This window comes from Amycolatopsis sp. NPDC052450, from assembly GCF_044547565.1.
In the GTDB taxonomy this organism is placed as follows: domain Bacteria; phylum Actinomycetota; class Actinomycetes; order Mycobacteriales; family Pseudonocardiaceae; genus Amycolatopsis.
Window position 1 is genome coordinate 353,264 of record NZ_JBIUAQ010000004.1, and the last position, 25,054, is coordinate 378,317.

Annotated in this window: 20 protein-coding genes; 9 read left to right on the top strand and 11 right to left on the bottom strand. The window is 66.2% G+C overall.

What is annotated here, in order from left to right; genetic code table 11:
* Window positions 1-271 precede the first annotated feature (271 nt).
* On the top strand, window positions 272-559 hold the full coding sequence (locus ACIHAO_RS10530) for a helix-turn-helix domain-containing protein (protein ID WP_396556664.1): 288 nt from the start codon (window positions 272-274) through the stop codon (window positions 557-559).
* Here the strand turns inward: ACIHAO_RS10530 and ACIHAO_RS10535 are convergent.
* The gene (locus tag ACIHAO_RS10535) at window positions 556-3,342 is read right to left on the bottom strand and encodes a BTAD domain-containing putative transcriptional regulator (protein ID WP_396556600.1); all 2,787 of its coding nucleotides are present in this window, start codon (window positions 3,340-3,342) and stop codon (window positions 556-558) included. The two genes, ACIHAO_RS10530 and ACIHAO_RS10535, sit on opposite strands and share 4 nt — an antisense overlap.
* 179 nt (window positions 3,343-3,521) lie before the next feature.
* Between ACIHAO_RS10535 and ACIHAO_RS10540 the strand changes: the two genes are divergently transcribed.
* The 4 genes from ACIHAO_RS10540 (at window position 3,522) to ACIHAO_RS10555 (ending at window position 8,356) form a co-directional block, all read left to right on the top strand.
* On the top strand, window positions 3,522-3,992 hold the full coding sequence (locus tag ACIHAO_RS10540; protein ID WP_396556602.1) for an RICIN domain-containing protein: 471 nt from the start codon (window positions 3,522-3,524) through the stop codon (window positions 3,990-3,992).
* Between the two features lie 36 nt (window positions 3,993-4,028).
* Window positions 4,029-5,312, top strand: coding sequence for an FG-GAP-like repeat-containing protein (locus tag ACIHAO_RS10545; protein WP_396556604.1), 1,284 nt, complete (start codon window positions 4,029-4,031; stop codon window positions 5,310-5,312).
* 16 nt (window positions 5,313-5,328) lie between these two features.
* On the top strand, window positions 5,329-6,495 hold the full coding sequence (locus ACIHAO_RS10550; protein ID WP_396556606.1) for an FG-GAP-like repeat-containing protein: 1,167 nt from the start codon (window positions 5,329-5,331) through the stop codon (window positions 6,493-6,495).
* A gap of 601 nt (window positions 6,496-7,096) precedes the next feature.
* On the top strand, window positions 7,097-8,356 hold the full coding sequence (locus tag ACIHAO_RS10555; RefSeq protein ID WP_396556608.1) for an FG-GAP repeat domain-containing protein: 1,260 nt from the start codon (window positions 7,097-7,099) through the stop codon (window positions 8,354-8,356).
* 1,385 nt (window positions 8,357-9,741) lie between these two features.
* Here ACIHAO_RS10555 and ACIHAO_RS10560 read toward each other — a convergent pair.
* Entirely contained in the window at window positions 9,742-10,722 is a 981-nt protein-coding gene (locus ACIHAO_RS10560) for an amidohydrolase family protein (protein WP_396556610.1), read from the bottom strand.
* A gap of 56 nt (window positions 10,723-10,778) precedes the next feature.
* On the bottom strand, window positions 10,779-11,399 hold the full coding sequence (locus ACIHAO_RS10565; protein WP_396556612.1) for a hypothetical protein: 621 nt from the start codon (window positions 11,397-11,399) through the stop codon (window positions 10,779-10,781).
* 273 nt (window positions 11,400-11,672) lie between these two features.
* Between ACIHAO_RS10565 and ACIHAO_RS10570 the strand changes: the two genes are divergently transcribed.
* The 4 genes from ACIHAO_RS10570 to ACIHAO_RS10585 are packed head-to-tail and all read left to right on the top strand — an operon-like array spanning window position 11,673 to window position 15,980.
* On the top strand, window positions 11,673-14,048 hold the full coding sequence (locus tag ACIHAO_RS10570; RefSeq protein ID WP_396556614.1) for a xanthine dehydrogenase family protein molybdopterin-binding subunit: 2,376 nt from the start codon (window positions 11,673-11,675) through the stop codon (window positions 14,046-14,048).
* A complete protein-coding gene (locus ACIHAO_RS10575) occupies window positions 14,045-14,923 on the top strand; it encodes an FAD binding domain-containing protein (RefSeq protein WP_396556616.1) in 879 nt (292 codons plus the stop codon). The genes ACIHAO_RS10570 and ACIHAO_RS10575 overlap by 4 nt, the downstream gene beginning before the upstream one ends.
* Window positions 14,913-15,398 carry a (2Fe-2S)-binding protein gene (locus ACIHAO_RS10580; protein ID WP_396556618.1) on the top strand — a complete coding sequence of 162 codons (486 nt, stop codon included), beginning with the start codon at window positions 14,913-14,915 and terminating at the stop codon, window positions 15,396-15,398. Before ACIHAO_RS10575 ends, ACIHAO_RS10580 begins: the two co-directional genes overlap by 11 nt.
* A 30-nt stretch (window positions 15,399-15,428) precedes the next feature.
* On the top strand, window positions 15,429-15,980 hold the full coding sequence (locus ACIHAO_RS10585; RefSeq protein WP_396556620.1) for a carboxymuconolactone decarboxylase family protein: 552 nt from the start codon (window positions 15,429-15,431) through the stop codon (window positions 15,978-15,980).
* 67 nt (window positions 15,981-16,047) lie between these two features.
* Here the strand turns inward: ACIHAO_RS10585 and ACIHAO_RS10590 are convergent, their stop codons facing one another.
* The 8 genes from ACIHAO_RS10590 to ACIHAO_RS10625 form a co-directional block, all read right to left on the bottom strand.
* Window positions 16,048-16,608 (bottom strand): cupin domain-containing protein, encoded by a 561-nt coding sequence (locus ACIHAO_RS10590; protein ID WP_396556622.1) that lies wholly within the window; start codon window positions 16,606-16,608, stop codon window positions 16,048-16,050.
* A gap of 54 nt (window positions 16,609-16,662) precedes the next feature.
* Window positions 16,663-17,748 carry an alpha/beta hydrolase family protein gene (locus ACIHAO_RS10595; protein ID WP_396556624.1) on the bottom strand — a complete coding sequence of 362 codons (1,086 nt, stop codon included), beginning with the start codon at window positions 17,746-17,748 and terminating at the stop codon, window positions 16,663-16,665.
* The gene (locus tag ACIHAO_RS10600) at window positions 17,745-19,346 is read right to left on the bottom strand and encodes a bifunctional 3-(3-hydroxy-phenyl)propionate/3-hydroxycinnamic acid hydroxylase (protein WP_396556626.1); all 1,602 of its coding nucleotides are present in this window, start codon (window positions 19,344-19,346) and stop codon (window positions 17,745-17,747) included. Before ACIHAO_RS10600 ends, ACIHAO_RS10595 begins: the two co-directional genes overlap by 4 nt.
* 110 nt (window positions 19,347-19,456) lie before the next feature.
* The gene (locus tag ACIHAO_RS10605; protein ID WP_396556628.1) at window positions 19,457-20,446 is read right to left on the bottom strand and encodes an AraC family transcriptional regulator; all 990 of its coding nucleotides are present in this window, start codon (window positions 20,444-20,446) and stop codon (window positions 19,457-19,459) included.
* A gap of 160 nt (window positions 20,447-20,606) precedes the next feature.
* Entirely contained in the window at window positions 20,607-21,896 is a 1,290-nt protein-coding gene (locus ACIHAO_RS10610; RefSeq protein ID WP_396556630.1) for an MFS transporter, read from the bottom strand.
* A gap of 208 nt (window positions 21,897-22,104) precedes the next feature.
* Window positions 22,105-22,875 carry an MBL fold metallo-hydrolase gene (locus tag ACIHAO_RS10615; protein ID WP_396556632.1) on the bottom strand — a complete coding sequence of 257 codons (771 nt, stop codon included), beginning with the start codon at window positions 22,873-22,875 and terminating at the stop codon, window positions 22,105-22,107.
* Window positions 22,778-23,548 (bottom strand): SDR family NAD(P)-dependent oxidoreductase, encoded by a 771-nt coding sequence (locus ACIHAO_RS10620; protein WP_396556634.1) that lies wholly within the window; start codon window positions 23,546-23,548, stop codon window positions 22,778-22,780. The genes ACIHAO_RS10615 and ACIHAO_RS10620 overlap by 98 nt, the downstream gene beginning before the upstream one ends.
* Window positions 23,549-23,663: 115 nt before the next feature.
* Window positions 23,664-25,031, bottom strand: a complete 1,368-nt coding sequence (locus ACIHAO_RS10625) for an MFS transporter (protein ID WP_396556636.1) — start codon at window positions 25,029-25,031, stop codon at window positions 23,664-23,666.
* Window positions 25,032-25,054 lie beyond the last annotated feature (23 nt).

Here is a 25,054-nt window from a genome sequence, read left to right on the forward strand (position 1 = left end):
GTCCCCGACGGCGTTGTATTGACGAGTGAGTCTGCCAGCCTCCGCCCGGCACCTACAGTGGAGATTTGGTGTCCGCGTACATGCACCGGACGGTCGACGACTTGTTTCGTGCCGGCCGGTCGGAGCACCTTCATGCTGCCGGTCCGGGTCGGTGGAGCCGGTGCCGTCGAACTTGGTCTTCAGCGGCGCCGGGCCGCTCGCCGGGCTCGCCGAGTGGCCCCCGCGGAAGAGGCAGTGCGCCGGGTTGCAGGCCCTGGTCTGCAACCCGGACGTGGCGGCGACGGTCGCGACGAGAGCCCGGATCGTGTTGCGGTGCGCTGAGAGCAGGCGGAAGAAGGACGTCGCCATGCTGGCTGGGGTGTCGCGGCCGACGGTGGATCTGTGGCTGGATCGCTACATCGCGGAGGGGATCGCGGGGCCTGCTCGACCGGCCGCGAGCAGGTCCCAGCCTCGGTCCGGGCCCGGAGCTCGGCGCCGAGCCGTACCAGCCCGCCGCTCTCGACGGGGCTGTCGCACTGGTCGAGCCGGGAGATGGTCGCGTTCATCGAATTTTCGCTAGGAGGCCAGCGTGCCTAGTAGTTGCTCGCAAGCCGCGACACTGCTGCGGTTCCCCGTGCTGGCGAACTGTGACGACGCGTCGATCAAAACTTGGGTCGCGGATTGTCGCTCGCCCAGCATTGTGTAGGTCCTCCCGATATCGAGGCGGACCTGCGCCGCACACAGTTCGTCGTTCAGCAGTTCCAGTATTTCCAGTGCCTGGCGGAGGCAGGACATCGCGCGCTTCGGGTGCCGACGTCGCAGTTCCAGTTGCCCCTGTCGGCGCAGAACCAGCGCCATTCGGTGCGGGTCATCGAGTTCCGTGCAAAGCCGCCACGCCTTGTCCAGCGCCGCTTCAGCCTCGGCGAGGCATCCGAGTTCGGCGCTCGCGACTGCGTGGGACGTGTACAGATGCACCATACCGAGGAGATCGCCGACGGCGGTGAAGATCTGGAGCGCTTGCTCTGCCAGCGCACGTGACTTGCCGAGCTGTCCCGTCGCCCGAGAAACCACACAGAGTCCGGTGAGTGCCCTCGCCATGCCTGCCGGGTCGCCGATCCGCTCGCTGATCCGGTACGACTGGGTGAGTGTCGCCGTGGCGTCCTCGTAGTCGTCCCAGTACAGATGGACCTGGCCGATGCCTCGCAGCAGCGCGGCTTCTCCCCGTTCACAGCCGGCCGTCCTCGCCGCGCCGAGCGCACGCCGGTGGCAACGCCACCATTCCGGGTAGAGGCCGCGGTGGTCGAAGTATGACGCCATGACAACGGCGATCTCCCAGGCCAGCTCACCTAGTCCGGCGTCCGCCGCGTGCGAGACGGCGGCTTCGAGCGCGGAAAGCTCAGTCTGGAACCAGAGCATTGGTTCGGCCACCAGCGTGTTCGCCCCATCGACCTGTGTCCGCGTCGCGTGGCCGGGCCCGGGCCCGGGCCGCAAAATACTGCGCGGCAGTCGATTCGCAGCTTTTTCGGCCAGCGAGAGCCAGCCACCCAGTACTCGTTCGATGGCTGTGGCTCGGTCCGGCTCGGTCGCGGCCTCTTCGCTCGCGAAGGCCCGCAGCAGGTTGTGCATCCGGTAGCGCGGCATGCCACCGCAGCGTCCAGCCGGCTGGACCATGTGGCGGTCCCGCAGATCTTCCAGCGCCTTCTGCGTGGCGCCGAGGTCACCGTCGACGGCGGCAGCGGCCGCCCAAGCCGGGAAGACAGCAGATGGCAGCAGGCCGATTCCCCGGAACAGCCGTTGCCGATCGGGCTCGAGCTGGCGGTATCCGAGGGAAACGCTGCCGCGGACGGCGAGGTCTCCGGCTCGCAGCCAGTCCAGCCGCTTCCGCTCGACCGACAGCTCTTTGGCGACGTCGGCGAGTTCCCAGCCAGTGCGCTCGACGCGGCTGCCGACGATGCGCAACGCCAGCGGCAGACCACCGCAGTAGCTCAAAACCTGTTGTGCGGCCGTGGAATCGCCCTCGAGCGCACCAGGCGGCATGAGCCGTGTCAGCAGTGTCGCGGCGTCGGTGGGGGAGAGGACGTCGATCGACACGGAACGCCCCTGCTCCAGCCCGCCGAGGGAGAACCGGCTCGTCACGACGACCGCGCAACCGGGCCCGGCGGGCAGCAAGGGCCGCAGCTGGGGCTCATCCGCGGCATCGTCGAGAACGATCAGCACCCTGCGGTCATGTACCAGGCTCCGGAACAGGGCCGAAAGTTCGTCCACCTCGGACGGGAGACCGTCTGATGGCATGCCGAACGCGCGCAGGAATCCGCCGAGGACGACCTCGGGAGACCGCGGCTCACTCGTGGTTCCCCGAAGCGAGGAGTAAAGCGTGCCGTCCGGGTAAGCGTGCGCTATCCGGCGGCCGAGCTGAACGGACAGCGAGGTCTTTCCGATGCCCCCGGGGCCGGTGAGCAGAAGAACAGTGGGGGTGCTGTGACCCGGATCAGGAGCGAGCGCTGCGAGCAGCTGGGTGACCAGCGCCTCCCGTCCAACGAAGTCCGGTATGCCAGGCGGCAATTGGGCCGGGACGGTGTTTTCCCAGCACGACTTGTACTTCCGGGCCGTCACCCCGGGTCCCTCGCGCAGGATCTCCTCGTGCAGTGCGCGCAACGAGGGTGACGGTTCGGTGCCCAGTTCGTCGATCAGACGTCTTCGCCATTTCCTGTACACGTCGAGGGCTTCGGTACCCCGGCCTGCTCTGGTGAGTGCGGTCATGAGCTGGCTACAGGCCCGCTCGCGGAACGGCGAGATGGCGAGGACGTCGCGCAGCCCCGGCACCAGCCGGTCATGCTCGCCGAGCCCGAGGGCGGCTTCGGTCCGGTCCTCGACAGCCGCGAACCGCAAGTCGTCCCAGTGCGCGACGACCTCGGGTGCGACCGGGACACCAGCCAGCACGGGGCCTCGCCAGAGTGCGAGCGCCTCACCGAACCGCTCTTCGGCGTCCCTGAACCGCTGGGCGGCCAGCAGCTCCCGGCCCTTCGCGGTCAGCTCGGTGAAGTGGCAGGCGTCGGTCTCTCCAGGTTCGGCATCGAGGACATAGGAGGCACCTTTGGTCAGGATCGGATGCCGTCCGCACGGTGACCGCAGCGCGCGGCGTAATCCCGAAATCAGCCCGTGGACCTGGGTCTTCGCTGAGCGGGGTGGCGTGTCGCCCCATAGCTCGTCGATGATCTTGTCGCGGGAGACAGGCTTGCCCGCGTGGAGCAGAAGCAGTGCGAAGATCCTGCGCGCCTGCGGTGGTCCCAACGGCAGTTCCGTCCTACGCCATTCGGCCGCGGGTTCCCCCAGTAAGCGATAGAAGTAGTCACCTGTCGCCATCGAGCCCCCTCGGCAAGACACTTGTGACCAGAGTGTCACATCCAGGTGCTCGAGGATTCGGCCATTCGGGCGTATCGCTAACCGGTTCCGGGGACGGGCGGGTTAGCGAATCCACGGCGGCTCCTTAGCGGGCCGCGTCAGTATCCGTGCCCTGGATCCACCTACAGGAAGGCAAGCTCATGAAGCTGAGCAAGTCTGGTGTCGCCATCGTGGCGGCAAGCGCACTGTCCTCAGTGCTGCTCGGCCCCGGGACGGCGGGTGCCACGACTCAGGCGACGAACAGGTTGGCGAACTACACCTCCCAGCAGTGCATGGCGAGCGGCACCGCCGGCAATCTCTACGCCACAGCTTGCCTCCCCATCCTCCGGCTGAAGCAATGGGTGTGGTCTGGAACCACCAACAGGGACACGAAGATCACGAACGCCGGGACCGCCTTGTGCCTGGACAGCAATCCCGCGGGCGACGTCTTCAGCCTCAGGTGCAACGGAACCGACAACCAGTTGTGGAAGGCCATTCAGTACGAGGTGAACGGCACCGTTCTGCTGCAGAACGTGGAACACCGGCGATGCATCGTGCAAAACGCCAGGGGCTTCTACGACACGGTGGCGTGCGACCGGTACTCGCTTCCCCAGCGCTGGAACATCGGCTGAGGAAGCCCAATGAGGTCACCAGGATTGTGGTGGAGAATGGGAATAGCGGGTCTCACGGTAGCCGTCGCGCTGGTCGGCCTCACCGTGCCCGCCCAGGCGGCGGAACCGGCGTTCCAGCTTCCGTTCCCTTGTAAACAGACGTGGAACGGCAACAATCCGGACAGCAGCAAGCACAAAACCCCTTGGGAACTCGACTTCAACCGGGGTGACGACGAGGGCAGTCCGGTGCTGGCCGCAGCCGCCGGCACGGTCGAAACCGCCAGGCATCAAGGTGAGGCCAACGGCTTCGGCAACCTGGTGAAGATCCGTCACGGCAGCAGCGGCTACTACACCTACTACGCCCATCTGCAGAACAACATGGAGGTTACCGAAGGGCAAGCCGTCACGCAGGGACAGTTGATCGGTTACGTCGGCAACAGCAGCAGCCCGGGAAACAACATTTCCCCGCACCTGCACTACGAGGTGCGCTATGGCAGCGGCTATCCGGGGAACATTCGGCCCGCCTATTTCGATGGGCGGCGTTTCCCTTATCCCGAAGGGGATGTCACCTCGAATAACGACTGTGCCGGTAGTCCGGCCAAGGCGGCGAAGAGCATCAATGGTGACAAGTACGACGACGCGGTCGGCGTGGACGGAGCCGGTGTCGCCTGGGTCTATCCGGGCAAGTCCGCCGGAGGCTTCGGCACGGCGGTGCGGATCGGTCCTGGCTGGAGCGGGTTCAGTGCCATCGCCGTCAACGATTCCAACGCGGACGGCTGGGCGGATCTCTTCGCCATCAAGGCGGGGACACTGTCCTATTGGCACAACCGTGGCAATGGGACCTTCAGTGCGGCCGAGACGGTCGGCCCCGGCTGGTCCGGATTCGAATATGTGTCCTTTGTGGACGTAAATGGAGACAGTAAGGCCGACATCCTCGCCCGCGACGGCGGCAGGATGTACCTCTACATCGGCAAAGGTGGGGGCGCGTTCGCGGAGCGGACGTTTGTCGGCGAGGGTTGGGCGTCGCTGTCGCGGCACACGGCGGCCGACGCGGACGGCGATGGTGACGGTGACATCTGGGCGACGAACGCGGCCGGTGAGCTGTTCTTCTGGAAACGCGGCGGAACCAGCTATGCCACCGCGGTCCGGGTCGGCAGCGGATGGACCGCCTTCCGGCAGCTGGTTTCGATGGACGTCAACGGGGACGGTCACGCGGATCTCGTCGCCATTCGCACCTCGGACAACACACTGTGGCAGTGGCTCGGCACCGGCTCCGGCACGTTCGGTCAGGGAACGAAGATCGGCAGCGGCTGGGCCGGCTACGACCTCGCGGTCAACTGAGCTCCAGGGGGATTCCATGAAACGAAGATTTCTGTCGATCGCCGCGGCGGGCGCCCTGCTCGCCGCCGGGCTCGGGTTCGCTCCTGCCGCACAGGCCGCCGGTGACATCGACCTCTGCGTGACCGTGGGCCGCAACGCCGGGTTCACCGGCGAAAACTTCGTCACCGCGGTCGCGGTCGCGATGGCCGAGTCCCGTTGTGATCCGCTCGCCAGGGGAGTCAACGAGGGTTCCGTCGACCGGGGCCTCTGGCAGATCAACGACTTCTACCACCCCGAAGTCAGCGACGCCTGCGCTTACGACGCCCAATGCAACGCCAATGCCGCGTACCGGATTTCCGAGAGCGGCAACGACTGGACGCAGTGGGCGACGTACAACTCGGGCTCGTACCGGCAGTTCCTCGACGAAGCCCGTGCGGCGATCGGTGCGCCGTCACCGGCTCCTCGCGCGGCGAAGAGTGTCAACGGCGACAAGTACGACGACGCGCTGGGCATCGACGGAAACGGTGTCGCGTGGGTTTATCCGAGCAAGTCCGGTGGCGGTTTCGGAACCGGTGTCCGGATCGGCGGCGGGTGGAGCGGCTTCAGCGCGGTCGCCGTCAATGACTCGAACGCGGACGGCTTGGCGGATCTATTCGCCATCAAGGCGGGGACGCTGTCCTACTGGAACAACCGCGGTGACGGTTCGTTCAGCGGGGCGGTGACGGTCGGTCAGGGGTGGTCCGGGTTCGAGTACGTGGCGTTCGGGGACGTCAACGGGGACAACAAGGCCGACATCCTCGCGCGCGACGGTGGCAAGATGTACCTCTACATCGGCAAGGGCGGCGGTCGTTTCGCCGGGCGGAGCTTCGTCGGCGAGGGCTGGGCTTCACTGACGCGGCATACCGTGGCGGACGCCGACGGTGACGGTGACGGCGACATCTGGGCGACGAACGCTGCCGGCGAGCTGTTCTTCTGGAAGCGGACGGACGACGGGTACGCGACCGCGGTCCAGGTCGGGAGCGGATGGACCGCCTTCCGTCACCTGGTCTCAATGGACGTCAACGGGAACAACCGAGCTGACTTGGTGGCTGTCCGCACGTCGGACAACACGCTATGGCAGTGGCTCGGCACCGGAAGCGGCACGTTCAGCCAGGCAACGAAGATCGGCAGCGGCTGGGCAAGCTACACCCTCGCAGCCAACTGAGACCACTGCACGTGAAGGTCACCTTGCTCCGGTTATCCGGCCGGGTCGAGGTGACCTTCACATACTGCCACCCACTGTCCTGGGTCGGGCCCTGCGCTGGAGCCCGGTGGTTGCAGTCAGGATGCGGTGACCACGACCAGGGACGGCGTCCGTGTTCGCCGAGCAGGCACGCGACGCGGAGTACGGCTTCGACCATGGGCACCGGTTGAGCCTGTCGGTCGACACGGTTTACAACACGGACTTGCCGAGATCATGCGACGCCATCTCGACCAGGTGACGGACCTCCGCGCCGCCCTCGCGATGGCGCTGGGTGGCGCCGACCCGCGCACGGTCTCCTTCAGCCTTCTCCGGCGTGCTGACAACACAACCGCACCATCTGTGTCTACGACTACCGCGGCCGCCCTTGGCGACAAGCTGATCGTCAAGACCAGCCCGTACCAGGGAATCGGGCCGACATCTCGGGGCGCCGACGACGAGGCCGACTCTCGGCAGATCAACGCCGGCCAATCCTTGAGCCAAGTTTCGATCTTCACCGCATCGGTCATTCAACAGGGAGGTAATAGTGAAAAGATTCCTTGCCGCGCTCGGCATCGCCGTCACGATGGTGGCCGTGCTCGCGCCACCCGCGTCGGCAGCCCTGCCGACACCGGCCTTCGGGCCGGCGATTGACGGTTACGCCAAGTACGTGGGGCAGACCACGTGCGATCCGGACCCCAAGCCAGGTGTCGAAGGATTCCGCGACATCCTGACAGCCGAGTACGGCCGGGGCGGCGGTATCAGTCGCGACTGTGGAGCCGACGGACAAAGCGAGCACAAGGAAGGCCGCGCGCTCGACGCCTGGTTCGATGCGGGCAATTCGACGCAAAAGGCACAGGCTACTGAGGTGCTCAACTGGCTGTTCGCCACCGACCAGCACGGCAACACACACGCGCGGGCCCGTCGCCTCGGCATCATGTACATCATCTGGAATCACCAGATCTGGCGGGCGTACGAGCCATCCAAGGGCTGGCAAAACTACACAGGAGACAACCCGCACACCGACCATATCCACTTCAGTTTCAGCTGGGCCGGAGCGCGCAAGCAGACGACGTGGTGGTCGTCCACACCGCGAAGCCTGTCCGCAGAGAGCGTGAACGGCGACAAGTACGACGACCTGCTCGCAGTCACTCCGAGTGGCACCATGCGGATGTATCCGGGAACCGCCACCGGCGCGTTCGGTGGCTCCAGTGAAGTCGGGCCCGGTTGGTCGTCGTACAACCGCATCGGCACTGGTGACACCAACGCCGACGGATTCGCCGACATCTTCGCGACGAAGGCCGACGGAACATTGCACTACTGGCACAACTCAGGACGCGGCACGTTCGAGAAGCTCCCCAACTCCGGAGTGGGCTGGGACACGCTGGAGTGGTTCGCGGTGCTGGACGTCAACGGTGACAACCGGGCCGACGTCGTCGGCCGTGACGGTGGGAGACTGTATTGGTACCCCGGCAAGGGCGGGGGCGCACTGTCCCAGCGCGTGTTCATCGGGGAGGGCTGGGCGACGTTCCCTGAGTTCGCGGGCGGAGACGCCGACGGCGACGGCGACGGGGACTTGTGGGCCACGAACGCCGCAGGCGAGCTCTACTTCTGGGAGGGCAACGGGAACGGGACATTCTCGGCCAGCCGGAAAGTCGGCTCGGGCTGGAACGGATTCGGCCCGTTCAACGTGATGGACGTCAACGGCGATGCCAAGGCCGACCTTGTCGCGGTGCGCGCCAGCGACACCACCTTGTGGCGCTGGCTCGGCGAAGGCGACGGGGACCTCGCGACAGGGGTCAGCGTCGGTTTCGGCTGGGATGGCTACCGGCTCGCACATCATTAGGCCAGCCAAGTCCAGGTACCCGGCACTGACGCCTGCCTGGTACACCAAGGATCGGTCTTGTCTGGAAAGCGGTGGGGCCGATCCAGGGTGTACCAGGCAGGTTTGGAACCGAATCCGTTGCCGTCGCCCGCGCCCGTGACCCGCGATGCCACATCGTCTCCGATTGGGCTCTATTGCCGAAGTAGAGCCTGACACGGCCCGTTACTCGGATGGGAACTGAGGCCGCGTTGACCTGCGCAGATGGTCGAACTGACACTATGCGGCACCAGCTGGCACGTCAGCGGAGGCACTTTAATCCGAGGGAATCTGCAGCTCATCGGCGTGGGTGGATCCGAACGCTGCGATGCGCCTACGAAGAACGACCCAGTTGGCTACATAGCTGGAGCAGAGGATGTGACCCCAGTTGGCAGTGGAGGGACGACGTGCTCCAGATTTGCTCCAGCTACTGAACAGTAACTGAAGTTCGCTGCGCCAATTCTCAAAGTGAGGTGGAACGAAAGAACCGCCCTACCTCAGCAAGCCTGCCAAGTGGGCGGTGTTTCGTCACTGTGGAGCTAAGGGGACTCGAACCCTTGACCCCCTCACTGCCAGTGAGGTGTGCACGGGCTTTCAACCTGCAGGAACGGAGAAACCGCAGGAGCAACGCTAAGGTTCGGTGTTGTTGGGTGCAGTTCGAGACCGTCCGAGATCGCCTTGTGCCCCAGTTTTGCCCCAGGGAAATTCGTGTGAACAACGACAGTGCTGCGTTGTTGGCGGGTTGTCGCAGTCGAGACGATTGACGTTCGCTGCGCGGCTCTGTACCAAGAGAAATTCGAATCGGCCTTGTGGGCGTCCATGCACATCGGGTAAGCCTTGGTCGAGTATATGCTGCTGTTCAGCTGTGTCCAGCAGATGATTATCAACGATCAGTCGGTTCGATCTTAAGGGTGTTTTGTTGATAACGTTACTCGCCATCAGGTCGTTTCGTTGGAGAGCGGCGGCGACCGCATCGGGGCGTTGCCAGGCCCTGTCATGGGCGATCTCCACAATGAACCTCCGGACATGGTCCTTGAGTGCCGCGAGTATTTCCGGAGTTATGACCCGGCTTCCTCGCGGTGCGCTGGCCAGTTTGTGCAGTCGTGCGCTCTTGGCGACGAGCACGGGGACGCAGTCAGTAGTGTCATTGACTTCGTCGTTCCATGCGACGGCGCCTGAAAGCTGGTCGGCTTCGGATTTGACGATGTCGGTGTCGGCACGTTCAGCGCCGGTCTTCAGTTCTATGACCGCGTCTGTGGTTGGGGTAGGACCCCAACAGATTTCGGGCCCCTTGATGGCGTCCCGACGGCCGCCACGCGGCAGGACATGGCGTAGACCGGGGTCGCCGCTCGATCGGATCTCGGACAGCTTCAGTCGCTGGCGCTCGATTTCGAGTCCCGCGCCAGCCGGTGAGAGTCGAGAGAAAACAAGTCGAGCGCGCGTCGGCGCACGGCCGCGGCTTCAGTGGAGGTCAGTGCAGCGCTGTGTTGCAGGCTGTTGCGGTTTTTCTCGGCGGTAGCTGTGGTGGTGCATGGCGCGCCCCAGTCGCTGCCGTACACGATGTGGTCGGCTCCCAGGGTCGCCACTACCGGTAGAAGCGAACTCGAGAAGGCTGTCGCGGCGGTGTCGACGTAGATGTTTGCCAGTTGGAGCTCAAGATCCTGTGCCGGCAGCCCATGCGGAACCCATGCCTCGTTTCCCAGCAACGAGACTCGCCCGGCAAGAGCAGGAAATGCGCCACCGCAGTGGGCGAATACGAATCTTATATTGGGAAACTGGGAGAACACTCTGCGAAACATCATGTCGAAGACAGTTCTGGCGGTTTCGAAGGCTACTTCGTACAGTGGAGCCGGATGGTCTAGCGTTGGGGCTTGCCGGGCGTCGGGGTGGACGAAGACGACGGAACCCCAGTCGTTGAGCTGTTCCCACAGTGGAAAGAGGTCATCGGTTCCGAGGTGGGTTCCGTTGTAATTCGCTGTGACAGCGAATCCGTCGGCGCCGAGGGTGTCTCGTCCGCGGACGGCCTCGTCGAGGGCGGCGGCCGGATTGTCGGTCGGTAGTGCGGCGAGCAGGCCGAATCTGGTTGGATGTCGCGCCACGACCGCTGCGCCGTAGTCGTTGGAAGCCTGTAACGCTGCTCGGCTGGCTGGTATGTTGCTCAGGAATTGCTTGGCCGTACCTGATAGGTCCATGTATTCCAGTGTTCGGTCCAGAGACCATTCGAACGGTTCGGGAAGATAGATTCCCCGGCTGAGCATCTTCTGCCAGGCGCGCCTTGATTGGTCCTCGGTTGCCGGAGTGGTGAAGTGTGCGTGGATGTCGATGAATCCATCGTCTGGGATCTCAGTCATCAAGTCTCCGAGCTGGGGTTCGGATGGCGGTTGTCAGGGCTGAGGTTTGCCGTCAACTAGTGGGAACCGTTCTTGAACAGCTTCAACCCTTCTTCGATCTCGCTGAGCGGGCTCTCGGCGAGGTAGGGGGCCAGGATGCTGCGGGCTTGCTCGGGGGTGATCAGCGCGGATGCTTCCACTTCGTCGACGCGCCAGCTGTCGGAGTCCTCGTAGATGAACTCCCCGTACAGCCGTCCGTCTCGGTATGGCCACGTGGCGGCGAACCTGTGGGACACCTGGTAGGTGCCTTGCGGGTCGGTGTCCTCGCCGGCGAGAGCGGGATCATCCCCTCGCAGTATCTGCGCGAAGACGGCTTCGATGAAGATGCCGTAATCAGAGACGGCGACCTCTTCCTCCAAGGCGCCGAAAACGTTCGTTTGCTCGCCGACGATTTTCGAGTAGAACGCGCGAACGTCGTCAAGGCCGTGGCACACTGTCGTCTTGCCGCGTTCGCTGATCCGGTACAAGGGGTTGTCGACGATCATGGCGGGAACAAGGATCTCCTCCCAGTAGCCGGACACCTCCAGCAACGCGTGACGGCGGTAATTTTTCAGCATATGCCGATGTCGAGGGTTCTCGACGCGAGCGAGTGCGGCGTCGACTCCGGCTGGAACTCCGCGAACGTCGAACAATTTCATGGCGGTTTGCCGTCCTCTGTATCGGTAGGTCCCCGGTGCTGGCATGAAATGCTCACGCGGTCTTCGCTCTGTGCACAACGTCATGTTCATTGAATGATCGGCCGATGTTTGACTCTCAACGCTGCGGCGCGTCGTGTGGCGCGAACCGGATCACGCTGTCGTGTAACGGATCGATCGCACCTGGGTCAGGTCCTAGCGTTCGTCCATGACGGATATCCGAAACAGCGCGGACAGGCCGTGGTGATGCGCGGGGATACGCCTGCGGAGGTGGAAATGCGGACCACACGCAGGTCTGTGGGCCGCCCGGTCCGTAAGCACGATGGAGCCGAATACCTGACGGCACGCGCGACCTACACCGGCGATATCGTGCTGCCGAACACGGTCTACGTCGCCTTGGTGCGCGCACCGGTCGCGCACGCGCTGATCCGGTCCGTGTCGACGGCGGCGGCGGAAGAGGCGGCCGGAGTGATCGCCGTGGTCACCGGCAGGGACATGATGTCGTTGTGTGACGAGATCCCGCACGGATTGGACGCGGGGCAACTCGGGGGACATCACAGCGCCGTGTTCCCGCTCGCCGTCGACAAGGTCGTCTACGCCGGCGAACCGGTCGCCGCGGTGGTCGCCACCTCCGAGGCCGACGCCTACGCGGCCTGCCTGATGGTCGAGGTGGATTACGACCCACTGCCGCTCGTGCGCGATGTCAAGGCGGCGCTCGCGGCGGACGCCCCGATCCTCTACCCGGACTGGGGTGAGAACGTCCTCATCGAAGGCCATGTCGGACGCGACGACTTCACCGAGGCGTCGCGCAATACGCCGCATGTGCTCGACGGCGAGCTGCGGACCCACCGCGGCACGGCGGCACCGATGGAACCACGCACATACCTGGCCGACTGGGACGCCGACAGGCAGCACCTCACGCTCTACGCGTCGACGCAGAACCCGCATGTGCTCCGGACGGTGCTCGCCGCGGCGATGCGCCTGGACGAGGACCAGGTCCGTGTGGTCGCTCCCAAGGTCGGCGGTTCGTTCGGGTTGAAGATGTACGGAAGCCGGGAGGACTTCATCGCGCCTGTTCTCGCGCGGATGGTCGGCCGCCCGGTCAGGTGGGTGGAAGAACGCGCGGCGTCCCTGCTGCCGGCCGCTCGGGAGCAACTGCTGAGCTACCGGGTCGCTTTCGATGACGACGGCCGCGTGCTCGCACTCGACGTCGAGGCCCTGACCGATCACGGCGCCGCCGCCCCCACGCACGGCTGGGGGATGGCGTACGTGGGGGCGTTGTCGACCGGTCTTGGCTACGCCATCGAGCACTGCCATGTGCGCTATCGGGTGGTAGTCACCAACAAGGCGCCGTGGAGTGGGACCAAGCCGTTCGGTAAAGACGGTGCGACGCTGCTGCTGGAGCACATCATGGAGCGCGTCGCGGCCGTCACCGGTGTCGACGCCGTCACGGTGCGACGGCGCAACTTCGTCGCCCCAGGTGCCTTCCCGTACCGGCACACGTCGGGCTTGGAGCTCGACAGTGGCGACTACGCCGCCGCACTCGACCGGACGCTGGACATCCTTTCCTACGAACGGTTACTCGCCGACCAGGCACGGTTGCGGGAGCGGGGCCGATACCTCGGCATCGGGATCGGATTCGAGCTGATGCCCGAAAGCGCCGACATCCCGGGTGCGTTCGTCGCGGCGTACGACACCTCGACGGTCCGGATGAGCCCGTCAGGGCGGGTGTCGGTGCTCACCGGAGTCACCAGTCCGGGCACGGGCAGCGACACGGGTATCTGCCAGCTCGTCGCCGACGAACTCGGGGTCACCTTGGACACTGTCTCGGTGGTGCAAGGCGATACCGACGCCTGCCCCTACGGTTTCGGCAATATCTCGAGCCGTTCGCTGGTCACGGGCGGCAACGCCGCGGTGCTCGCCGCCCGCGACGTGGCGAGCAAGATCCGCGTGGCGGCCCGCGCGTTGCTGCGAGCAGATCCCGACGAGCCGGTGCTCCTCGACGACGGGATCGCCAGGCTCGCCCATGACTCGTCCCGCAGCGTCACCGTCGCGGAGGCCGCCCGTGCCGTGTACACCCGTGCCTACATGCTCGAACTCGACATCGAGCCACATCTGGAGTCGACGCGCACGTACCGGCCCTCGAACATCCGAGAGGTACCTGACGCACTCGGCCGGCTACAGACTTACACGACCTATCCCTACGCGGTGCACGCCTCGGTCGTGGAGGTGGACACCGAAACCGGGGTCGTCGCACTGCTGCGGCACGTCGTCACCCATGACTGTGGGACTGTCGTCAATCCGCTGATGGTCGACGGGCAGGTCACCGGGGGCGTTGTGATGGGCCTGGGCGCGACCTTCAGCGAGGAACTCGTCTTCGACGACGACGGCATTCCTCTCACGACCGGGTTCAAGACCTACCTGCTCCCTCGGGCGGTCGACGTGCCGCGTGTCGAGCTGGGACACCTCTGCACCCCGGCACCAGGTACCCCGCTGGGCGCGAAGGGCGTCGGCGAGGCGGGCTTTTCCGGGGCGCTCGCGGCGGCGTTCAACGCGGTCAACGACGCCGTCGCGCCGCTCGGTGCCCGGATCGACCACACGCCCCTGAGCCCGATCACCGTCATGAGAGCGCTCGGGGAGGCCCGCCGATGATCCCGACCCGCTTCGAATACGTCGCGCCGCGGACGGTGGCCGACGTCGTGGCCGCCTTGGACGGAGACAGCAGGGTCCTGGCCGGAGGTACCTGGGTGGTGCCGGAGATGGGACGCGCCGAATCCCACCCGCGGCGTGTTGTCGACCTCCGCCGGGCCGGTCTTGCGACGATCTCGGTCGGGGGCTCCCGCCTGTGCCTCGGAGCCATGTGCACCTACAGCGACCTCCTCGCCAGCAGGGACGTCGCACACCACGCGCCGCTCCTGCACACGATGGCAAGCGGGGTGACCGGCGGGGTGGCCCTGCGCAACCAGGCCACCATCGGTGGTTCCGTTGCCGCTGCCCGCCCGCAGTCCGACGTGCCCGCGACGCTCGTGGCTCTCCGCGCGGACGCGATCGTCGCGGGTCCTTCCGGATCACGCCGAGTACGGGCCGCGGAGTTGTTCCTCGATGCCGGGCAGACCACGCTCGCGGTCGACGAGGTGATCACCGGTTTCGAAGTGCCGTCCGAGCGTAGAACCGGGCACGGGTACGTGAAGCTGAAGCGGGGCGGCAGTTCCTGGCCCATTGCCACCGCGGCGGCGCTTCTCCGTCTCGACGACGCCGGTCGCTGTGAGGCCGTTCGCCTGGTCCTCGGCGGAATCGAGGCGGTGCCGCTGACGGTGGACCTCTCGGTCATGGTCGGGCTTCGCGTTGGTGACAAGGAGCTGGATGCGGCCGCGGCGCACACGGTGGCCGCGTTGTCCGCGCCGTGGACCGACGTGCTCGCTCCAGGGGAGTACCGCGCGGCGGTCGCCGGCCCTGTGGCGCGGCGAGCGCTGGCCTTGGCACGGAACAACGTCGGCGTCACGGAGGAGGAGCGGCATGGACGATGACCTGACTGTCCTTGAGATCACCGTGAACGGGGAACGTCGTTCTGCGGCTGTGGATCGGCGTGAGCTCCTGATCGACACGCTCCGCGACCGCTTCCGTGTCACGGGACCGAAGATCGGATGCCTCACCGGCGACTGCGGGGCCTGCACGGTCCGGCTGGATGGCCTGATCACGAAGTCCTGTCTCAGGATCGCCGTCGCCGAAGACGGTGCGGAGATCGAGACACTCGAGTCGATGAGCACGGACGGTCTCACGAAACTGCAGGAATCCTTCTGGGACAACAACGCTTTCCAGTGTGGCTACTGCCTGTCGGGAATGCTGTTCGCCGCAGAGGACCTGCTCGACCACAATCCGGCGCCGACCGAGGACGAGATCCGTCAGGCCATCAGCGGGAACCTGTGCCGCTGTACCGGCTACGACGCGATTGTGACCGCCATCAGGAGCTATGCCGATCGAGCCACTGACAGCGGTCGCTGACAGTTCCGGCGGCAGACAAGGAGATTCGTAGTGAGCGACAACGCGGGCCGGCTTCCCCTGATCGATCCGGATTCGGCCCCGGACGAGGTCCGGGCGGCTCTGGCGAAGCTTCCTGAGGTCAACTTGTTCCGTGCCATGGCATCGGCAACGACGGTGTATCCGCCGTTCGTCGACTTCCTCGCCACACTCTTTCAGGACATGGAGCTCGACGCGCGCACCGTACGGCTGGCGGTCCTGCTCGTCGGCAAATTGTCGGACTGCCACTATGTCTGGCGCCAGAATGTCGTGACGGCCACGAGCGTCGGCGTCTCCGACGAGCAGATCTCCGCGACCGAGCACGGAGACCTCACCGCCGGCTGCTTCAGTGCGGAGCAACGGGCGGCTCTGGCTTTCACCCAGGACTGTGTGCTCGACGTCGAGGTGGGGGATTCGGTCTACGACGCCGCTGCCGGGGAGATGTCCGCTCGCGCGATCGCCGAGCTGCTGTTCGTCGTGGGCACCTACATGCTGATCTGCCGGTTCGCCCGCTCCGGTCGGGTGCCCTTGGACAAGGAACCTGGCCCCTCGCCCTATGCGTCATGACAGCGCACTCGTCAGTCCGCGGACCCGCCTACTCGTGCCAGGCGGGTCCGCGGACTGACGAGCGCCCTCAGTTCCCGGATCCGTCCTCGGGGAGGTTCCCGCCGACGAGTACGAAGGCCATCAGGCAGGGTTCGGCGGATCGGTTGGACCAGGCGTGGGACGTGCCGCGTTGCACCAGCACGTCTCCTGCCCGCATGCGGACCTCGGTGGCATCCAGCACCGCCCAGATCTCCCCCCGCAGGACGATCGCGTAGTCGATCGAGCGTGTGGTGTGGACGGCCAGCGGCTTGATCTCGTTGCCGTTGCTGTCGAACCGCCACTCCGAATCAGGGGGCATTTCGAGGGTGCGGAACACCGTGCCCGTCGCCGTCGGCGCGATGGGAAGCTGGTCGTCGGTGTCCATCGGGTCTCGCAGGGGCCCAGAGTTGTCGGCGGGTGTGGTGTTCGTGCGCCAGAGATCCGTGACAACGTAGCCCGGCACACCATGGCCGGTGCGCGCCCACCGCCCCTTGTCCTCGAGCAGCACCGTGGACTCGCCATCCGGGCCGAGCCCGGTGACGATGCGCCGGACACGGTGGGTGCCGGGCGCGGGCTCCACGCTGTTGACGAACGGGTCGTAGTCAGACACCCATGCTCCTTTGTGCCAGGTCCTGCGAAACGGTCGAGTGTGAACGAAACGCCATCACGTGCGCGGCTTCTGTGCGGTGAGCTGGTCGGCGAACCAGTCCGCGACGTACGCGGTGCGCTCGTGCGCGTGGTTGTAGATCGTGTGCTCGCCGTCCTCCCACACCCGCAGCGTGGCGTCGTGGGCGGCGTCGAGGAAAGGCTGCTGCTGATCGAGGTGCACGATGGGGTCCGCGCCACCGTGCAAGACCAGTAACGGACACCGGATCCGGTCGACGCCGGGGCGAAAGGCGATGCGGTCGAAGTTGGCCTGGATCGCGTCCGCGTCGCTCGTGCCCAGCATGGCCGCGGCCTGGTCGACGAACGTGCGGAAAGGCTGGAGGCGGGGCTGTGCGGGAGCAGAGTTGACACACACCGCCGACACCCGGCGGTCGGCGGCGGCAGTGGTCGCTGCGTAGAGCCCGCCGAGGCTGTTGCCCCACAAACCGGCTCGTGGGGCCACGCTCAGCGCTCGGCTGACGAACGCCGAATAGGCGGCGCGCACGTCGACGTCGAGCATGATCTGGTGGCGCAGTCTGCTTTCACCCTGGCCGGGTCCTTCTGCCAGCAGGACGGCCATTCCGCGCCGCAGCAGCGCGTCCGCCTGAGGCAGGTAGGCGGCTCCCCAGCCGCTCTGCCCGCCGAACACGATCACCGCGCCGATCGGTTCCGTGGCTGGCCGCAGCAGCCAGGCGTTCATCAGCCCGCCGGCGAATGGGATGTATTCGCGTTCCCACGGTGGATCGGCCAGTGCCGCGGCGCGGCCGACCGCGTCGGTGAACGCGTCGTACAGGGAGCGTTTGCGGGTGCTGTCGAAGTTGAAGGCCATCTGCGCGAACAGCAGGTCCGCGGCCGCCGCCCGATACGCCGCGAACGCGGTCACCGGATGTCCGTCGCGTTCTGCGGCGCGGGCACGTTCGAGCTGTGCTGTGGCGAGCCCTTCGGCGGCCTTGTCCCACGCGATGCCGTCAGCGGTGCTCCGCTGCAGGGCGAGCACGTCGGCGTAGTCGACTCCGTTGTCGAGCATGCGCGTGACCGGCATGGCGCGCCACAGCACCTCGATCGGCGCGTTCGAACCACCGTCTGGCCTGTGAGTCCCGGTCATGCGTCAGCTCCTGTGGCGAGTGGTGTCTGGGAGCCGGTCCAGCACAGCTGGGCGCGCAACGCCTCCAGCGCCGCGGGCGCGTCCTGGGCCCGGCCTGCCCAGTACAGGTGGAAGTCCGGCCGGGAGATCACGGTGTCGGTGGCGGTGTCGGCGAAGTACCGGGTGTAGGTGCCTTCCGTGTCGTCCACGCTGTCCGGTGTCCCTGGGGTGAACGTGGCGACGGACATGTCGAGTGCGGTGAGCAACGCCCGCTGTCCGGTGTTGAGCAGTGCTCGCACGTCCTGCTGGCTGATCAGGCTGAAGCCGCCTCCGACCGCATCGTCGAAGCGGCCGCTGCCGTTGCTCGTGCCGACGATGCCTTGCGGGGCCAGCGTGCCGGCCAAGGGCGCCGGCTCGCCGGTGGGCGTGCGGTGCACGACCCCGCCGGTGATCGTCGGGAACGGCGGCAGCGGTGGCAGCTCTCCTCGCCGGAACGCGGCGTCGCGGGCCGCCGCGGCCGTCTTGTCTTTGAGGTTCGCGACTTTGCCGAGTTCGACCGAACACCGTTGGATGCTCTCGGCATGCGGACGGCGCTCAGCCTCGTAGGTGTCCAGGAGCGCCTCGCCGGCGAGCCCGCGTAACACCAGGTCCAGCTTCCAGCCCAAGGTGATGCCGTCGCGCATCCCCGAGCAGGCACCCTGCCCCATGTACGGCGGCATGGTGTGCGCGGCGTCCCCGGCCAGCAGTACCCGGCCGCGCCGCCAGGCGACCGCTGTTCGCGCGGAGAACGTGTAGACGATCTGGCGGAGGATGCGGATGCTTTCCGGGCCGAGGCCGTGTCGCTGCCGGAGCCAGCGCCACGCCCAGTCGGCTGTCTCCATCGCGGCGGCATCGTCCTCAGAGCGGAGTCCGACCTCGAACCGCTGCCTGAACTTGCCGATGGGCATGAACATGTTCGGCTGTTCGGGGTCACAGAACTGGCGGGCGACCTGGAATCGCGGCCCGAGCGGCTGGACGCATTCGGTGTCGATGTTGAGCCAGCGGTCGTCGACGCCCAGGTCGATCTGCTCGACCCCCAGCGCGTTGCGGACGAAGCTGTTCGCACCGTCGGCGCCGACGACGTACCGCGCGGTGACGGTGCGGTCCTCGGTACCGATCGACCATTGCTCGTCCCGGTCACGTCGCCAGGGCCGGACGGTCAGCCGGACGTGGTCGCGATCCTGGTCCAGTGCCACGACACCGGTTCCCTGGTGCACCTCGACGTTCGGGTAGCCGCGCACGCGTTGATCGATCGCGTCTTCGATGTGCGGCTGGTACATGGTGTAGTGCGCCGCGTACCCACTCGATCGGCCGGACCAGTCGACGGTCAGCAACAACTCGCCGGCGCCGTTGCGCCACTCGTACACCTCCGCCACCGACGCTTCGCGCAACGCCTGGTCGATGTCCCCAGTCGCTTGAATGATCCGCGCGGTCTCACCGTCGATGTGGGTCAGCCTCGGCATCCCGTACAGCGACGGCCACCGCTCGAACACCGCCACGCGGTGCCCGGCTTTGCCCAACGCCGAGGCCAGAACCAGCCCGGTGGGTCCATAACCGACGATTGCCACGTCGAAGTCCATCGTCACCACGCTCCTTTGCGCTTGGTACGTGGACCCTACGAAGCCTCCGGCGGCCTCACGATCCGCTGTGCGACAAGGTGATCCGCGGCGCGACACCGACCCCGCGTGCGCTAGAGCGCGTCGCGAAGGGTCTGAGACGGGGGCGTGCCGTAGCGCTTTCGGTACAAGCCCGCGAAGCGTGGAACGTGGGTGAATCCCCACCGCAATGCCACTTCGGTGACCGTGACGGTGCCAGGTTCGGCGAGGCGGAGTTCCTCATGGACGCGCGCCAGCCGCACCTGTTGCACGTATTCATGCGGTGACACACCCAGCGCCGAACGGAAGTGCCGCTGCAAGGAGCGCGGCGTCATCCGCACCGCGCGGGCCAGCCTGTCGACACTCAGATCACCGGACGGATCGCACTCGATCACGTCCATCGCGCGCCGGACGGGCGTCGGCTGGCGTAGCCCGGCATCGATGCGTTCCAATTGGGGGGAGTAGTTGTTGGGCTGCGCGAGCAGCAGCCCGGTCATCAGCAGATTCGCCCACGGTGCCGCTGCCAGCACGTGCTCGGCAAGGCCTGCCGGCTGATCGAGGTCCTGCAGGAGTATCCGGACCGTCCGCAACCATCCCCTTGCGGCGGGCCCGGTCAGATCCATGTCGGGTTCGAAGCGGATGACGGCGGGCGCTGACCGGCCGAGCATGGCCTCCAGGTGGTCGGTCAGCGCCTGCCGTTCGACCCGCACGTGCAATTGCCGGTAGTCGTCACTCAGCCGCATATCCACCCGCATCCGGGGTGAGATGACCGCCGCGCGAGAGGCGTCGACGACCACCTCGTCACGGCCGAAGGTGACCCGGTTACGACCGTGCAAGGCGAGGTTGATGTCGTAGTAGTCCACATTTTCGGTCAGGTGCACCCCGAGCTCGACGCCGCTGTTGCGGCAGTACACCAGCGACACCGGCCCCACCGACGCCTTCGACAGGTCAGTACGCAGCTCTGCTGTGCTTCCGGCGAGCGGGGTCAGCCGGTGCGGTGTGAGGAACCGCGACACCGAATGCCGGAACTCGTCGAGATCCGGCGAGCTCAGCACCGCGAAACGTTCCAGCACAGCCATGGCCATGTCCCTTCACCTTTCAGCGTGGTCCGGGACGCGAGTCTGCGACAGGACACCACCACAGTGATGGCAGCGTAAGGTCACCGTCCGATGTGGACCAGCTATGGCAGATAGTGTCGTTCGACTGGCCGCCTTCGGCGAGTTCGTTCCGCGGCCGGACCGGTTGCTATCCGATTCCGGACACTTCCTCGGCAGTGCCGGCCCGTGCGGCCGGCCGGTTGCCCGTCGACCGGGACAAGATACGGGGTGCCGTTTCCCGTAGACCGAGGCTGAGGAGCACCACGATCGCCGCGCTCACCGCCGCGATGACCATCGCCGCCTGCAGGCCCCATCTGTCCGAAGCCCACCCGGCGAGCACGGGCCCTAAGGCGCCACCCAGCAGTTCACCCGCACCCATCGTCACACCGACCACGGTCGCCAAGGCGCCCGGCGGGACGGACTCGCCGGGGATGACCGCCATGAACAGCGTGAAGCAGCCGACGCCTGTGTAGGTCAGCATCATCACCGCTCCGAGCAGCCACGCGTTGTCCACGAACATCACCGCCAGCGGGCAGCAGACGGCCAGGACGGTGAAGCCTGCCAGCGCGGGCTTGCGGCCGATCCGGTCCGAGATGGCGGGTGTGACGACACCCCACACCATCCAGGCCACGCCGAGGCACGTCATCACCGTTCCCATCGTTCCCGGCGAGAAACCCTTTACCTTCAGCAAATAAAGCGGCGTGAACGTGACGATCGCAGAAAACCACGTGAGGTAGCAAACAGCGATGAGGATGCAGAGCACCACGTTCCGTGTGCCCAGGATCTGGCGAAGCGGTACCTTCACCGCGGCCGGCTTCTTCTCCGGTTCGGCAGTCGTAGGAAACGGACGTTCTCGGACGATCATCGCCATCGCGGCCGCGATCACCAGACCCGGCAGCAGTGTCACGAAGAACGACCAACGCCAGCCGATGGACTCGGCGAGCCAAATGAAGGCGAACGGCGCCGCGATGCCACCGAGTAATCCCGCCGAAGCGCCCCCGATCAGGCCCGTGTTCAGTCCGCGTCGCTTCGGCCGGGACGCCTGGAACATCAGCGACTGCGACAACGGGATCACGCCGCCCTCGGCCGCGCCCATGAGAGCCCGCGCGATGAGCAGGGCGACGAAGCCCGAAGCCAGCCCGGAAACCGCTGAGATCAGGGAGAAGAGCACCACGGCCGTGATCAGCAGCGATTTACGCCGCCCGAGGCGATCGGAGAGCATTCCCATCACGATGCCGGAAACGGCCCAGGTAAGGGACAAAGCGCCCGCCGCCAGGCCGAGTTGCGTGGAGGACAACCCGAAGTCGGCGTTGATATAGGGCGCGAGGAAGGCCAAGGCCTGTCTGTCGAAGAGGACGAACCCGACCCCCAGGAACAGGACGACGAGCAGACGTCGTTCGTAGCGACGCGCTTGGGAAGAGGAGTCGCCGGTCGTCATCACGCCACCTCCGCACCGGCGAAGAACCGCGACGGCCGGTGATGCTGTGTGGCAACCAAGAGGATCACGAGGTACTCGGGCATCGTTGCCCTACCTTCCGTTGGGAATCGAATCGGCGTCCGTGAATTCCGTGACCACGAAGGCCGGAGGCATGGGTGTCAGCTCACGGCAGCGGCCGAGACCTTTCGGCCGCTGCCGTTGGTGGCCGCTACAACTGAGTGGCTGACCCGCGATCCAAGCGGCGCACGACGTCGCCGCCGACGGCGTTGCTCATCATGCCGACGTACTTCGCGGGGTCGAGGGTTTCGCCTTCGTGGATCGGGATGGCGAGGCGAGGCGAGACCCGCCGAACGTAATCGATGGACTCGGCGATCTTGAGCCACGGGCCGTCGATCGCCACGGCGAGCACGTCGACGTCCACCGCGGGCTCATGAAACGAGTCCCCGGGGTGGAAGAACGCGCCACCGTCGACCAGGTAGCCGAGGTTGGCGCAGCTGGGAATCGTGTCGTGCACGGTCGCGTGGCGTCCACCGACGACGTCGACGACGGTGTCCCCGAATTTCAGTGCCGCGCCCGGTTCGGCCGAGTGATGTTCCGGCATGCCGGACAGCACGTCGCCCATGTCGTCAGGGGCTACCAGCACCGCCCTGGGGCTACTGGCCAGCACGCCGCGGACCTTCTCCGGGGCCACGTGATCGGGATGCTTGTGCGTGAGCAGTACCGCGTCGATGCCGTCGACGCCGTCGATGTCGGACATGACGCCAGGGTCAATGAGCAGTCGGGCGGAACCGGTGTCGACGAGTACGCAGGCGTGTCCGAGGTGAGTGATCTGCAAGTGTCTCTCCTGCTCGGTCGGGAGGAAATCGGGAACAGGCGGGGGGTCAGGTGGTGGTGTGGCCGCCGTCGATGTCGAATACCGCGCCGGTGACGAAGGTCGAATCGCGGGAGAGAAGGTATTCGATGAGGCTGGCGATCTCATCCGGTTCGGCCCAGCGTTTGAACAGCTGGCGGCCGGTGAGGATTTCCAGTCCGCGTTGCTTGTCCTCGAACGGGTCGAGGGCGGCTTGTCCCAGCGGGGTGTCCACCCCGCCGGGACAGATGGCGTTGCATCGGATGTTGTCGGCGGCATATTCGGCGGCGACGCCGCGGCTCAGGCCGATCACGGCGATCTTGGACGCGCAGTACACGGTCAGGTTCGGCAGTGCGACCCGGGCGCCCACCGAGGAGATGTTGACGATCGAGCCGTACCGGGCCGCGGTCATGACCGGCAGGACCGCCTGCATCATGAGCATGTGGGTTTTCACGTTGACCGACATGACCCGGTCGAAATCCTCGGATGAGGTGTCCTGGAACGACCTGGGCAGGGTGATGCCGGTCGTGTTGACCAGGCCATCGATCCGGCCGAAGGCCTCGGTCGCCTTGGCGACGAGCGCCGTCGTCACACTCGTGTCCAAGCCGTCGCCGGCCTCGATGACCGGCTCGGGGCCGGTCTTGGCGACCTGGTCCGCGGTCTCTCGCAGCGCCGACTCGTTCACGTCGGTCAAGGCGAGGCGCACGCCATGTCCGCCGAGGCGCACTGCGGTGGCTCGGCCGATGCCACCGCCGGCTCCGGTCAACACGACCACATCTGAATCGACTTTGTTCGCGGTCACGGGGCATTCTCCTGATTCGTAGCGGTTCTTTTTCTCAATGGGCAGTCCGCCGTTCGGTGGCGCGGTGGCTCTGCCGTTCGATCTGCCCGGCGTGATAGGCCGACAGACGTCTGGGTTACGGGTTGCCGGGTATGCGCCCGGCCGCGACGGGTGTGGTCACCGTGTCGTGCAGGTCGGTCGAGCGGTGTCGTGGGACGAGGACGGTGAGAACCGCTGCCAGCACCGCCGGAATCGCGAAGGCGTAGAAGCTCCAATTGCTGGAGAGAGAGCCCGCGTTGACCTGGGTGAGGATGTAGCCGCCATAGGTGGGGCCGACGATCGCGCCGATTCGGCCGACGCCGAGTGCCCAGCCGAGCGCGGTCGCGCGAGCCTGCGGGGGATAGAGTCCGCCGATGAACGCGTTGACCAGGGTTTGCGTGTTCGAGCCGAAGCCGGCGAGCGCGCCGATGAGGAGCATCGGTGCGGTCGCGGGCTTGACGATGAACAGCAGGACCGCGACGGCGGCGACGCAGAACGAGCAGGCGATGACGAGTTTCTCGCCCACGCGATCCGCCAGCGCACCGGCGATGATGACGCCGACGACAGCGCCGATGTTGAACACCAGCAGGAACGTCAGGGCTGATCCCATCGAGTAGCCCGCGTTGCGCATGAACTGCGGCAGCCAGGTGTTGAGCCCGTAGACCAGCAGCAGCCCGATGATGGAGATGACCCAGAGCAACAACGTCATCGGCAGGCGACGGCCACCCATGATGGTCTTGCCTGTTTCGACGAGGCCGCGTTTCGCGCCGACGGGTCGGGATTCCGCTGGCGACTCGTAGTCGGTGAGACCGAATCGTCGTGCGTAGGCCGCTGCCTCGTCGTGCCGGCCTTTCGCCGTGAGAAAGGCGATCGATTCGGGCAGCATCCGGATGGCGAGCGGCACGACGATGACCAGGGGTGCGGCTCCGATGACGAACATGATGCGGAACCCGCCGACGGGCAGCAGCACGAGCGCGAGGACTGCGGCGAGCATTCCGCCGATGGAATAGCCGGAGAACATCAGCGCGTTGTTGAGCTGGCGACGCCGGGTGGGGGAGTACTCCGCGGTCAGCGCGATCGCGGTGGGGATCACGCCGCCCAGGCCCAGACCGGTGATGAAGCGCAGCAAGGTGAAGATCTCCGGGTTGGGTGCCAGCGCGGTCAGCGGCATGGCGATCGAGAACCAGACGAGGCACCCGATCATCACCCGGCGCCGGCCGACGATGTCGGTGAGCGTGCCGACGAAGAGCGCGCCGACCAGCATTCCGACGAGAGCGAGGCTTCCGATGTGGCCGACATCAGCCGGAGTCAGCGCCCACGGCCGGTAGGCGAGCAGGTCGGGGACGACGGTTCCGTACACGATCAGGTCGTAGCCGTCGAAGACCACGGTCAGGCAGCAGATCAGCAGGATCCATCGGGTACTCCGCGTGGCCTCTCGGCCCGTCGCGACGTTGCGAGCGGACATGGTTCTTTCCGTTCTCCTGGGGG